This is a genomic window from Bradyrhizobium sp. JYMT SZCCT0180, from assembly GCF_018130165.1.
GTDB lineage: Bacteria > Pseudomonadota > Alphaproteobacteria > Rhizobiales > Xanthobacteraceae > Bradyrhizobium.
This window is the reverse complement of sequence record NZ_JAFCLZ010000007.1, coordinates 107,727-120,746: the sequence shown is the minus strand read 5'-3', so window position 1 is coordinate 120,746 and position 13,020 is coordinate 107,727. Positions and strand designations below refer to the sequence as shown.

Sequence of the window (13,020 nt, the reverse complement as noted above, 5' to 3'; positions counted from 1 at the left end):
GATCGAGAGCGTAAAGACGTGGATGGCCGGGACAAGCCCGGCCATGACGGAAGTATCCCAGAATCTACTTCTTCGGCGGGGCAGGCCACGGCTTTTGCGGGCCGCGCAGGCCCTCGAACGCCTTGGCCATGCCGAGCACGCCGAGATCGTCGAACCGCCGGCCGACGATTTGCACGCCGATCGGAAAGCCCTTCTTGTCGTAGCCGCCATTGATCGAGACGGCCGGGTTCTCCGACATATTCCACGGCACGGTATAGGCGATGTGCTCGAACGGCTTTGTGGGATCGTTGACCGGGGAGGCGAACTCGGCAGGGAAGTTCACCACCGGCGACACCGGGGAGACCACATAATCGAGATCGCAGAACAGCTTTGCCGCGGCGGTACGGATCGCCATGGTGGCGTTGAAGCCCCTGATGACATCAAGGCCTGAGAGCTTCGCGCCGGCCTCTGCCCATTGAAGGATATAAGGCAGCGTCTTGCTGCGCTCCTCCGGCGTCAGTCTGGAAATATCGTCCCAGCTTCGCGCGCGAAAGAAATTGTCAATCCCGTCGAGCATCTCGCGCGTCAATATGCCGTCGACTTCGGTAACGACCGCGCCGGCGGATTCGAACGCCTTGGCGGCCTTGACGGCGACCTCGCGCACTTCCTTCTCCAGCGGCAGGCCGGTGCCGGCATCGAGCATCAACCCGATCCGCACTTTGCGCGGCGACTTGTCGAGCGCCTTCCAGGCGATTTCATGCGCGGGCAGGCTCATGCCGTCGCGCCGGTCGGGACGCGACAGCACGCTCATCATCAGCGCTGAATCGTCGACAGTGCGGGTCATCGGCCCGGCGACGCGTCCGACATAGAAGGGATCGACCGGAACGCGTCCGAGGCTCGGCTTCAGCCCGACCAGGCCGCACCAGCAGGCCGGCAGCCGCACCGAGCCGCCGATATCCGTGCCGAGATGCAGCGGGCCGTAACCGGCCGCGCCGGTGGCGCCGGCGCCGGAAGAGGATCCGCCGGGGTTCTTGCTGAGGTCCCAGGGATTGCGGGTGAGGGGATGGAAACTCGAAAGGCCCGACGACAGCATGCCGTAATCCGGCATCGTCGTTTTGGAGAAGATGATGGAGCCGGCTTCGCGCAGCCGAGCGGCGGGCGGCGCGTCCTTCGGTGAAGGCACCAGCTTGACGCTGGCGGCGCCCAGCGGCACCGGCTGGTCCTTGGTGGCGATATTGTCCTTGATGGTCACAGGCACGCCGTCGAGCGTGCCGACAGGCTCGCCCTTCTGCCAGCGTTCGGTCGAGGCCTTGGCGACGGCGCGCGCGCCCTCGGGATCGAGCAGATAGAGCGCCTTGATGTGCGGCTCCCACGCCGCGACATGCGCCAGGACTTCCTCCAGCACTTCGGACGGCGAGAATTGCTTGGCGCGATAGCCGGCGAGAAGGTCGACGGCGCTGAGATCGTGCAGCGACGTGACCTCTTCTTCTTTTTTGGTTTTATGCATGACCACCTAACCTACTGGCATACGGGTCTCGATGATGCGCGCGAACATGCTGGCGCCGATCGGCAGGATCTTGTCGTCGAGGACGTAACCGGGATTGTGCACCGGCACCGAGCCTTCATGACCGACCCAGAAATAGGCGCCGGGCACCGCCTGCATCATGTCGGCGAAATCCTCGCTGCCCATCTTCGGCTCGGTGCGGGTGATCACCTTGTCCGGATCGACCACCGTACGCGCCACCGCCTCAACGATCCGCGACTGCTCTTCCTGGTTCACCAGCACGCTGAAAGTGTCGCGGATGTCGGCAGTGATCTCGCACTGGAACGCGGCCGCGATGCCGGCGCAGATCGCGCGCATGCGCTCGCGGATCAGCGCGCGCACGCCGTCATCGAAGGCGCGGACGGTGCCGCACAGCTTGGCCTGGCCGGGAATGACGTTATAGGCCGAGCCGGCATGGATCTGCGTGATCGACAGCACCGCCGGATGATGCGGAGGGACGTTGCGGCTGACGACGGTCTGCAGCGCCTGCGCCAGCGTGGTGGCGATGATCACGGCATCCTTGGAGCGCTCCGGCATCGCGCCATGGGCGCCGTAGCCGTCGATCGTGATGTCGAAGAAATCGGCGCCAGCCATCGCCGGGCCCGGCAGGATCGCGATCTCGCCATGGTTCAGGTCAGGCGCGTTGTGCAGGCCGTAGACCTCGTCGCAGGGAAACTTCTGGAACAGGCCGTCCTTGATCATCGCGCGCGCGCCGCCGAGGCCTTCTTCGGCGGGCTGGAAGATGAAATGCACGGTGCCGTCGAAATTCCTGGTCTCGGCCAGATAGCGCGCGGTGCCGAGCAGCATGGTGGTGTGGCCGTCATGGCCGCAGCCGTGGAAGCGGCCGGGAATGGTCGAGCGCCAGCGCAGGTTGGTGTTCTCTTCCATCGGCAGCGCGTCCATGTCGGCGCGCAGGCCGATCTTCATGCCGCTGCTGCCCTTGCCCTTGAGCACGCCGACGACGCCGGTGCCGCCAAGGCCGCGATGCACCTCGATGCCCCATTGCGTCAGCTTGTCGGCGACGATGCCTGAAGTGCGGACCTCCTCGAAGCCGATCTCGGGATGCGCATGAAGATCGCGCCTGATCGCGGTGAGTTCTTCGGCATAGCCGTCGATGCGTTCGATGGTGGGCATGTCTGTTTATCCGGTTACGGTTGAACGAGATTTGGCTGGAGTCGCAAAAGCAGGGCCGTTCGGTTTGATGCGGATACCCGGACGCAGCCGCGTCCAGGGCAGGGTAGCGGTATCGGCCGGCATCGCGCCGGGCGCGGCGCAGATCAGCAGTTTTTCCGCGATCGGCTCAAAGTCGGCGCGGAAGTGCACTGAACTCTTGTTGACCAGGATCGCCTGTTCGGTCGGTTCGATCCCGACATAGCGGTACATCGCCTGGTCGGCGAGCTGCGCCTTGTAGGAACTCACGACCACACGGACATCGCCGATGCGCAGGCACGCCGACGGTCCCATGTCCATGTCGCGGCCGCCATAATAGGGGCCGGACGCCACGAACTTGCCGTCCGACAATTTTTCGACGACGAACGTTTCCTGATACGGCGCGTCGCCCGGGATGCCGGACTTGCCGCCGAGCGAAAGCGTCACGGTCGCGCCGACGCCCGCGGCATGCGCGGCCTTGGCCGACTGGGGATCATAGATCACGCCGGTCGCCGCTCGCGTCGCCTTGTTGCGGACCAGCGCGCGCAGCATGCCTGTCGTGTCGGAATCGCCGCCGGCTCCGGGATTGTCCTGGGTGTCGGCGATGACGATCGGCTTGCTGGCGTTCTTGGCCAATTCCATCGCGTGGCGCACGCCGTCGTCGGGCGAATAGATGCGGCCGTCGAAATCGTCCTCGTGGCTCTCGATCAGCGCTACCAGTTTGTCGGCGGCTGCATCAGCATCGGCCTGCGTCACGCCATAGGCGAATACGCTCGGGCCACAATCGCGAAAATCGGCGGCCGGAAAGCCGGGCGCGAATGACAGCGTCGGAACTGAAGCGCTCTGCAGCGCCGCCAGTTTTTCATAAATGCCTTTGGTCGGCTGGTCGTTGGTGCATTGCCAGCTGATCGGAATCAGGAACGGCAACTGCCGGAAGGCTTTTGCGTAGCGCGCCTTCGTCTTGAGCATCAGCGCCAGATGGTTGGCGCAGGCCCGGCCGGTGTCGGCCATGTCGACGTGCGGGTAGGTGCGGTAGGCGATGAGCACGTCCGCATGTTCCATCATCTCGGGCGAGACGTTGGCATGGAGGTCGAGGCTGACGACCAGCGGCAGGTCCTTGCCGATCACCTTGCGTACCCGGGCAAGCGTTTCGCCTTCGCCGTCGTCGTAATGCTCAGTGACCATGGCGCCGTGCAGGTCGAGATAGACGGCATCGATCGGCCCCGCGCCCGCGATGCCGTCGACCATTTCCTTCATGATGCGTTCGAAGGCATCCTTGGTGACATGGGCCGATGGAACAGCGGCCGCCGAGATCGTCGGCACCAGCTCCCAGCCATTGGCCTCAGCGGCTTCGACAAAGCCGGCAAGGCCGATATTGACCTTGCGCATCACCTTGAGCACCTCTGTGCCACGCGCCATCGACGGCCATCCGCCACCATGAACGAAATCGTCATAGGTCGCCTTGGTCGGCGCGAACGTGTTGGTCTCGTGCAGAAAGGCACCAACGGCAATGCGGGTCATCGAGTTTTCTCACCGGTGCATTCGTTGGGGGACGTTAAGCGTGTCATTGCGCCAAGCGCAAGCCGTGGAGCAATTCCGTTTTGCATGCCGCCCCATCCGCCATTGCCTGCGACAAACGCGAAGCGTTTGCGAACGGAAGCGACCTGTCCGCCGTAGCTCAATGAGCGAAGGCGGAAGCAATCCGTGCAGCGGCTTGCTCCGTTAGGCTTTGCCTGGTTGCGCTGCTCCCTTGCGCAAACGCTCTGCGTTTGCCGCGGGCAATGATGGGGAGAGATGCCTGGCGCTCACGTCAATGTCGCCAGCAGACCCGCCATCAACCGGCCGCGCTCGGCCAGACTGTCGATCTCGATATGCTCGTTGAGCGTATGCGCGTCGGCACCGCGAACGCCCAGGCCGTCAAGGGTCGGGATACCCATCGCGCCAGTAAAGTTGCCGTCGGAGCCGCCGCCGGCGCTGGCGTGCGGGAGTTCGAGACCAAGGCTTTGCGCAATGCCGCGTGCCTGTTCGTAGAGCGCCATCGTGCCGGCGTCAGGCTCCCACACCGGCCGGGTCACGCCGCGGGTGACTTTGAACGTGACGTCATTGCTGGTCCCGGAAAGCGCGAGCATCCGCTCGACGCCGCGATCGAGATCTGCCTGCCGCTTGGCCATGCTGAGCGCCTCGCCGGTGCAGGTGGTGGCGACGCAGTTCACCCACTGGCCGCCATGCACAATGCCGACCGAAAAAGTGCAATCTTCAGTCGTCATGCCGTCGATGGCGATAATCTGGCGTGCCATCTCGCGGATCGCGGAACGGCCGGAGGAGAGCGTGGCGCCGGCATGGCTCGGCTTGCCGATCGATTCCAAATTGAACCGGGCAATCGCATATCGTCCGGTGACCACACCGTTGTTGGCGCGACCCGGCTCGGGCACCAGCACATATTTGTTGCGGGCGGCTTCGGCCTCGATGATGTCGCGGGTCGACGGCGTGCCGACCTCTTCGTCCGGCGTGAACAGTACCGTGATCGGCAGCGGCGTCGTGAACGAGGCGCGCGCCAGTTGCCGGATCGCCTCTAGGCTGAGGTAGTTGCCGCCCTTCATGTCGAATATGCCCGGGCCGTAGCATTTGTTGCCTTCGCGCCGCCACGCCAGCTTTTCCAGCGTGCCGACGGGATGGACGGTGTCCAGATGACCCGCGATCAGGATTCCAGGCTCACCCAGCTTCGGGTGAGGGAAGCGCGCGCGGACACAGCCTGCAAAACCCTGCCGTCCGGAGATGCGTTCGATGGTCGCACCCATGATGGCCATCTCCCGCGCTGCAAGATCGAGCATGCGGTCGACCGCGCCGGCGTCCCAAGTGGGGCTTTCGCATTCGACCCAGGTCCGCAGCCCCTGCAGCATGGTCTCGGAATCAAAGGGAAGGTTGGCAGGATTCATCTGGATTCTCCCGGTTCGGCCGGAATGTTTGGGCTCGGTGCCGATGGGGCCGTACGAGAGGGACCGGCGGCGATTTTGTAAAGGGAAAACATGCCGCCGTCAGACTTTCGCCGCAGCGGATCGGGGAATGGGAATTCTGGCATCATTCTTGATTGTAGATTTTTGTGGAGGCGTGCTGGCGGAGCCGGACAGGGGGCGGCGTCATCCATGTCGTCGGACCAAAAGGGTGTTGTGAAGCTCAAGATCGACCCTATAGTCCGGTCAGAAACCGGGCAGGGGGCCCGAACAAGAAAAAGCGTTCGGGCGCCGAGCGACAATGGAGGTGAAGGAATGAATGCGTTCAGAAAAGTAATTCTTGCTGCGACTTGCGTTGGCAGCCTGACAGCGGTGGCAGCGCCGGCGACGGCCCAAACTACCTTGCGCGTCGTCATGCACTCGGATCTGAAGATTCTGGATCCGATCTGGACCACGGCCTACATCGTCCGTAACCACGGCTACATGATTTACGACACGCTTCTCGCGCAGGATGAGAAGGGCGAGGTCAAGCCGCAGATGGTCGAGAAGTACGAAGCCGCGGCGGACGGCAAGGGCTACACCTTCACGCTGCGCGAGGGACTGCTGTGGCACGACGGCAAGCCGGTGACGTCGGAAGACTGCATCGCTTCGATCAAGCGCTGGGCGGTCAAGGACTCGCTCGGTCAGAAGATGATGACCTTCGTCGACTCCATTGCCGCCGTCGATGCCAAAACTTTCACCATCAAGCTCAAGGAACCGACTGGCCTGGTTCTGCTCGGCCTGTCAAAACCATCGTCCAACGTGCCGTTCATGATGCCCAAACGCGTCGCCGATACGGATGCCAACAAGCAGATCGAGGATTTTACGGGATCCGGCCCCTTCGTTTTGGTCAAGGATGAGTGGAAGCCCGGCGACAAGACGGTTTATGTCAAGTTCGACAAGTACAAGCCGCGCTCCGAGCCGGCCTCGGGCCTTGCCGGCGGCAAGATCGCCAAGGTCGATCGCGTCGAGTGGCGCGCCATTTCCGACGCGCAGCAAACGGTCAACGCGCTGTCGAAGGGCGAGATCGACTTCATCGAGGCGCCCAGCCACGACCTGCTTCCAACCCTGAAGAAGGATCCGAACGTAAACATTGTCGTGTCGCCGTTGGCGAAGTTGCAATACGTCTTCAGGCCGAACACGCTGCACAAGCCGTTCGACAATCCGAAAGTCCGCCATGCGTTGTGGTACGCCTTCAATCAGGAAGATTTCCTGATGGCGACCATCGGTGACGAGAACTACATCAGGCCGTGCAAGGCGCTGTTCATCTGCGACACGCCTTTCGCCAGCACCAAGGGAATGGACGGGCTGCTGACTTCCAACGCCAAGAAGGCCCAGGAGCTGCTGAAGGAGGCGGGCTACGACGGCACGCCGGTGATGCTGATGCACTCCACCGACCTCAAGACCCTGACCAACCTTGCTCCGGTGGCGAAATCGCTGATGGAGAAGGCGGGCTTCAAGGTCGACATGCAGTCGATGGATTGGCAGACCCTGGTCGCCCGCCGCGCCAAGAAGGACCCGCCGGAAGCGGGCGGCTGGAACGCCTTCCTGACGGCCTGGGTCGCTGCCGACGTGATGAACCCGATCTCGACGGCCTATGTAAACGCGGCTTGCGAGAAGGCGTCGTTCGGCTGGCCCTGCGACGAAAAGCTGGAGAAGCTGCGCGACGACTTTGCCCGCGAGACAGACCCGGCCAAGCAGAAAGCGATCGCCGAAGCGGTGCAGCAACGCGTCATCGAGTTCACGCCGGAGATTCCGGTCGGCGAGTACGTTCAACCCGTTGCCATGCGCAAGAACGTCAAGGGGTATCTGATTTCACCGGTGCCGGTGCTCTGGAACGTGGAAATCACGAAGTAAGTTGACAACGGGCGGCGGTTCGCCGCCGCCCGTTCGGTTTATAGGATCGCGCTTCCATGTCGATGTACGGCTATCTCTTTCGGCGTCTGCTCGGCACGATCCCCGTGATGCTGGTGGTTGCGGTCTTCATCTTCCTGATGCTGCGGCTGACCCCCTCGGATCCTGCGGCAATCATCGCCGGCGACAACGCCACCACCGAACAGGTGGCGCAGATCCGCAGCCAGCTCGGCCTCGACCGGCCGATGATCGAGCAGTTCGTGATCTGGTCAGGCCGGGTGTTGACCGGTAATTTGGGCGAAAGCTTCTTCTTCAAGAAGACGGTGGCCGCGCTGATCAGCGAGCGGATCGAGCCGACCTTGTCGCTCGCGCTGTTCACGATCCTGATCGCGGTGTTTGTCGCTGTCCCGCTAGGCGTGCTGGCGGCGCACCGGCACGGTTCGTGGATCGACCGCATCGTGATGAGCTTTTCGGTGCTCGGCTTTTCCGTGCCCGTGTTCGTGATCGGCTATCTCCTGATCTATTTGTTCGCGGTTTATCTGAACTGGTTGCCGGTGCAGGGCTATCAGCGAATCTCGGAGGGGGTTGGCGGCTGGGCGCAGCGGCTGATCCTGCCGTCGGTGACCTTGTCGGTGATCTATATCGCGCTGATCGCGCGCATGACCCGCACCAGCGTGCTCGAGGTGCTCTCCGAGGATTACATCCGTACCGCGCGCGCCAAGGGACAGTCCGAGCGAAAGGTGATGTTCCGCCATGCGCTGCGCAATGCTGCCGTCCCGATCGTCACGGTGATCGGACTTGGCGTAGCGCTTTTGATCGGCGGCGTCGTCGTCACCGAGAGCGTGTTCACCATCCCCGGCCTTGGCAGGCTCACGGTCGACGCGGTGCTGGCGCGCGACTATCCGACGATCCAGGCCGTGATCCTTCTGTTTTCGTTCGTCTACGTCATGATCAACCTTGCGGTAGACATGATTTACACAATCCTCGATCCCAGGATCCGCTACTGATGGCCGACGCTACGATCCTCGAACCCGCGCTGCCGGCGAGCGCAGCCAAGCCCGCCGCGTATCGCAAATTGCTGCGCAACATGGGCGTGGTGTTCGGCGCCGCCGTCATCACGATCGTGCTGCTGATGGGGTTGTTTGCACCCTGGCTCGGAACCATCGATCCGACCGCGATCAACCCGATCGCACGAAACAAGGTTCCCGGCACCGAAATCACGATACGCACGGACACCGGCGAACGCATCAAGATGATCGCCAAGTTAGGCACCGACGGCCTCGGACGCGACGTCTACAGCCGCGTGGTCTATGGCGCGCGCGTCTCGCTCTTTGTCGGCATCACGGTGGCGCTGATCAGCGTCGCCTGTGGCCTGTTCATCGGTCTGCTGGCCGGCTTCTTCCGCGTTCTCGACGCCGTCATCATGCGGATCATGGACGGCTTGATGGCGATTCCGGCCATCCTGCTGGCGATCGCCATGGTGTCGCTGTTCCGCTCCAGCGTGTGGACGGTGATCATCGCCATCACGGTTCCGCAGATTCCAGGCGTGGTCCGGCTCGTGCGCTCCATCGTGCTCAGCGTGCGCGAGGAGCCCTATGTCGAGGCAGCGGTGACGCTCGGCACGTCTACCCCGAAACTGCTGTGGCGGCATGTGTTGCCCAACACCGTCGCGCCCATGATCGTGCAGGGCACGTTCATCTGCGCGTCCGCCATTCTCATCGAAGCCATCCTGTCCTTCCTTGGCATCGGCGTGCCGCCGGAAGTGCCGACCTGGGGCAACATCATGGCAGCGGGAAGAGAGGTGTTCAGCCTGTTCCCGCACAACATCATCTATCCCGGTGTGTGCCTTGCGCTCACCATCCTTGCGGTCAACGTTCTCGGCGACGGCTTGCGCGATACTCTCGATCCCAAGATGATGAAGCGGGTGTGATGTGAGCAACACCGTCCTCGAAGTCTCCGATCTTTCCGTCGCCATCAGGGGAGGCGACCGGCCGCACGCCGTGCAGGGGATCAACCTGACCGTCGATGTTAACGAGATCGTCTGCGTGGTCGGCGAATCCGGCTCCGGCAAATCGGTGACGGCGCAGGCGGTGATGGGGCTGTTGCCGAAGGGCGCAATGCAGGTCGAGAGCGGTTCGATCCGATTGCAGGGCGATCAACTGCTCACCAAATCGGATACCGAGTTGCGCGCCATCCGCGGCACCCGCATGGCCATGGTGTTCCAGGAGCCGATGACCGCGCTCAATCCGGTCGAGCGGGTCGGCGACCAGATCCGTGAAGTGCTGGAGATCCACACCAGGCTCGACCATAAGGAGCAGCGCGCGCGGGTGCTCGAGATGATGCGCGCGGTGCATCTGCCGGACCCCGAGCAGATGATCGACGCCTATCCGCACCAGCTCTCCGGCGGCCAGCGTCAGCGGATCATGATCGCGGCCGCGCTGATACTCGACCCTGCACTGCTGATTGCGGACGAGCCGACCACGGCGCTCGACGTCACCACGCAGGCTCAGATCCTCAAGCTCGTACGGGAAATGCAGGGGCGCACGAAAACCGGCGTACTGTTCATCACCCACGATTTCGGCGTCGTTTCCGAGATCGCCGACCGTGTCGTGGTGATGCAGATGGGCCGGATCGTGGAGCAGGGTCCCTGCGAGGAAGTGCTGCGGGCCCCGCGCGAGGAATATACCAGGATGCTGTTGCGCGCGGTGCCGAGCATGACGCCGCCGAAGCGATCTCCGGTGACCGGTCCGGTGGTCCTGCAGACCGAGAATCTCTTCAAGACCTATGGCAAGCGATCGCTGTTCCAGCCGAAAGCGCGCGTCGTGGCCGCGGTCAAGGACGTCTCGCTGACGGTCCGTCGCGGTGAAACGCTCGGCATTGTCGGCGAGTCCGGTTCAGGCAAGTCGACAGTGGCGCGTTGCGTCGCGCGGCTGGTCGATACCTCAAGCGGCGGCATCAAGATCGACGGCATCGATATCGCGGCAATGCGGGAGGCGAAATTTCGTCCGATGCGCCGGCGCGTTCAGTTCATCTTCCAGGATCCATATCGATCGCTCAATCCGCGCCGGACGGTCGGAGAGGCGATCATCGAGGGGCCGATGAATTTTGGCGTCAGCCGCAAGGAGGCGTTGCAGCGTGCGCGCGACCTGATGGCGATCGTGCACCTGCCTCCGGCCGCGATCGATCGCTTCCCGCACCAGTTCTCCGGCGGCCAGCGCCAAAGGATCTGCATTGCGCGGGCGCTGGCGATGGAGCCTGAATTGCTGATTGGCGACGAGCCGGTGTCGGCGCTCGACGTTTCCGTGCAGGATCAGGTGCTGAAGCTGCTGGACGAGGTGCGCCGAAAGTTTAACCTGGCGGTGCTGTTCATCACCCACGATTTGCGGGTCGCAGCCCAGGTCTGTGACCGGATCGCGGTCATGCAGCGCGGGGTAATCGTCGAACAGGGCACCACGGCGGAAGTCTTCGCCGCGCCCCAGCACGAATATACAAGGGCATTGTTCGACGCCGCGCCTGGCAGGCATCAGGAATTCGCCGCCAGCGCTTGATGGCTCTCCTAGCAGTTGCTGTCGCGCAGCAGTTCTGGCCCGTCGTTCGAGAGCGGAGACGGGATTTGCGGCCGTGGCGAAGGCGAGTGCGGATCCCTGGCCGGCTTGCACCCCGTGGCATCAGATTTTTCGGCAGGTTGTTCGCTGGCCATGTCGTCATGCTCCAATTGCTGCAGGACAACATTTTAGCGGGCATCAGGTTCCGTCAATCCGGGTGCGCTGCGATATGCGCCAGCAATAATTCGCTGACCCGTTCCGGCGCCTGATCGGCCGCGAAATGCCCGACGCCGGGCAGGACTTCGAATTGATAGGGCGCGGCGACGAAATCGCGGGTGCCTTCGGCGGCGATACGGCCGACGGTGTCGTCGGCGTCGCCCCAGATGTAGAGCGTGGGCACACGGATCGGACCGAGCGGCCCGCGGACCGCGCCGCGCGCGCGGTACCAGGCCAGCGCCGCTTCCATCGCGTCCTTGTTGCCAAGCACGTCCAGATGCCGTTCGATCGCCTCATTGGGAACGCCGTTGGCAATGAGCCGATCGCGCAGCCATTTGGCGTTGTCGGCGAGCACGATGTCGGCCGCGTCAGGTTCGAGGAACGCCTTGTGGTGTCGCGAGCGACTAGCCTGTTCGCCGTCGGGCATGTGCAGCGCGCGATTGAACGCGTTCGGATGGGGCCGCGAAAGAATGGTGAGCGAGGCCAGCCGCTCGTGGCAACGGTCGGCCAATCCCCAGGCGATGCTGCCGCCCCAGTCATGGCCGACCAGGTGAAAGCGCGCCTCGCCATAGCCCGAGGCCGCGGCGATGGCCAGCGCGTCGTCGATCAGGCGGTCGATCAGGTAGTGCGAGAACTCGCGGGGGTCAGGCCGCGCGCCCGGAGAGTAACCGCGCTGGCTCGGCGCAATCGCGCGGTAGCCCATATCGCCGAGCGCCGTGACCTGGGCGCGCCAGCAATGCATCGATTCGGCAAAGCCGTGCAGCAGCAACACCAGCGGCGCGCCTGTCTCGCCCGCGACGAGGGCGTCGAAGGTCAGGCGCGGGGAGATGGTGATCTGTTCCAGGGCGGGCACGCGACAATCCTAGATTGACAATGCCGGCCGGTCCACGGCGAAACGATTTTTCTTTGGGGCAGGTGGTCGTCTGGGCCCGTCCGGAATTATGCAAGGGCCGAAAAGTACTGTATTTGGGGCCCGTCAATCGCAGAAGCCTCAAGGGATATTATCGTTGCATTATCTGAGATCGGTCGCATTCGATACGTTGGTGGTGCTGTGGACGCTGGTGCTGTCGCCGGCGATACCCCTGTTGTGGGCTTTCGATGCGAGCAGCGCAAAGGTTCGCGCGGTGTCCCAATTGTGGTCGCACGGCATCGTGTTTCTTCTGAAATACGTGGTGGGGCTGGATTACAGGGAGCTAGGCCGCGACAACATTCCAGTTGGCCCGTGCATCATCGCCTGCAATCACCAATCGCTGTGGGAGACCGTCGCGCTCTGCGTGATTTTTCCCGATGCCAGCATCGTCGCCAAGAAAGAACTGCTCAACATCCCGGTCGTCGGCTGGTTCCTACACCGCTATCCGATGATCCTGGTCGACCGGTCAGCCGGCCGGCAGGCGCTCAAGCAGATGATCGCGGAAGCAAGGGCCGCGATCGGCGAAGGCCGCAAAGTCTTGATATTTCCGCAAGGCACGCGGCAGGCGGTCGGCGAGCCCATGACATTCCATGCGGCCGGCATCGCCGCGCTGTACACCAATCTCGATATCCCGGTGTTGCCGACGGCGCATAATTCCGGATTGTTCTGGGGCAAGAAGACGCTGATGATTCACAGCGGCAACATTTCGCTGTCCTATCTGCCGCCGATTCCGCCGGGCCTCGATCGGAAAGAGTTTCAAGCGAAAGTCGAGCAGGCGATTGCGGACGAGGCGGGCAGATTGCTCAAGGCAACCGGCGCCAACTAAAGCGTTTT

General features: G+C 63.2%; 10 protein-coding genes. 5 read left to right on the top strand and 5 right to left on the bottom strand.

From position 1 onward, the window contains the following. Nucleotides 1–64 precede the first annotated feature (64 nt). The 4 genes from JQ641_RS12325 to JQ641_RS12310 all read right to left on the bottom strand — a co-directional run bounded on the left by JQ641_RS12325 (nt 65) and on the right by JQ641_RS12310 (nt 5,607). The gene (locus JQ641_RS12325; protein WP_211996245.1) at nt 65–1,486 is read right to left on the bottom strand and encodes an amidase; all 1,422 of its coding nucleotides are present in this window, start codon (nt 1,484–1,486) and stop codon (nt 65–67) included. A 6-nt stretch (nt 1,487–1,492) separates the two neighbouring features. After that, on the bottom strand, nt 1,493–2,656 hold the full coding sequence (locus JQ641_RS12320) for a M20 aminoacylase family protein (protein WP_211996244.1): 1,164 nt from the start codon (nt 2,654–2,656) through the stop codon (nt 1,493–1,495). A gap of 6 nt (nt 2,657–2,662) precedes the next feature. Beyond that, nucleotides 2,663–4,192 carry a M81 family metallopeptidase gene (locus tag JQ641_RS12315; protein WP_211996243.1) on the bottom strand — a complete coding sequence of 510 codons (1,530 nt, stop codon included), beginning with the start codon at nt 4,190–4,192 and terminating at the stop codon, nt 2,663–2,665. 284 nt (nt 4,193–4,476) lie between these two features. Further along, a complete protein-coding gene (locus JQ641_RS12310) occupies nt 4,477–5,607 on the bottom strand; it encodes a M20/M25/M40 family metallo-hydrolase (protein ID WP_211996242.1) in 1,131 nt (376 codons plus the stop codon). Nucleotides 5,608–5,937: 330 nt separating this feature from the next. Here JQ641_RS12310 and JQ641_RS12305 point away from each other — a divergent pair, with 330 nt between their 5' ends. The 4 genes from JQ641_RS12305 to JQ641_RS12290 all read left to right on the top strand — a co-directional run bounded on the left by JQ641_RS12305 (nt 5,938) and on the right by JQ641_RS12290 (nt 11,063). After that, nucleotides 5,938–7,518, top strand: coding sequence for an ABC transporter substrate-binding protein (locus JQ641_RS12305; RefSeq protein ID WP_211996241.1), 1,581 nt, complete (start codon nt 5,938–5,940; stop codon nt 7,516–7,518). A 62-nt stretch (nt 7,519–7,580) separates the two neighbouring features. Continuing rightward, nucleotides 7,581–8,522, top strand: a complete 942-nt coding sequence (locus tag JQ641_RS12300; RefSeq protein ID WP_211996405.1) for an ABC transporter permease — start codon at nt 7,581–7,583, stop codon at nt 8,520–8,522. After that, nucleotides 8,522–9,445, top strand: coding sequence for an ABC transporter permease (locus tag JQ641_RS12295; protein WP_211996240.1), 924 nt, complete (start codon nt 8,522–8,524; stop codon nt 9,443–9,445). Before JQ641_RS12300 ends, JQ641_RS12295 begins: the two co-directional genes overlap by 1 nt. Before the next feature lies 1 nt (nt 9,446). Beyond that, the gene (locus JQ641_RS12290; protein WP_211996239.1) at nt 9,447–11,063 is read left to right on the top strand and encodes an ABC transporter ATP-binding protein; all 1,617 of its coding nucleotides are present in this window, start codon (nt 9,447–9,449) and stop codon (nt 11,061–11,063) included. Between the two features lie 205 nt (nt 11,064–11,268). On the opposite strand, the gene JQ641_RS12285 is transcribed toward JQ641_RS12290, so the two are convergent. Continuing rightward, nucleotides 11,269–12,129 (bottom strand): alpha/beta fold hydrolase, encoded by an 861-nt coding sequence (locus JQ641_RS12285; RefSeq protein ID WP_211996238.1) that lies wholly within the window; start codon nt 12,127–12,129, stop codon nt 11,269–11,271. A 154-nt stretch (nt 12,130–12,283) separates the two neighbouring features. Here JQ641_RS12285 and JQ641_RS12280 point away from each other — a divergent pair, with 154 nt between their 5' ends. Further along, nucleotides 12,284–13,012: a lysophospholipid acyltransferase family protein gene (locus JQ641_RS12280; RefSeq protein ID WP_211996237.1), complete on the top strand. Its 729-nt coding sequence runs from the start codon at nt 12,284–12,286 to the stop codon at nt 13,010–13,012. Nucleotides 13,013–13,020: the final 8 nt, after the last annotated feature.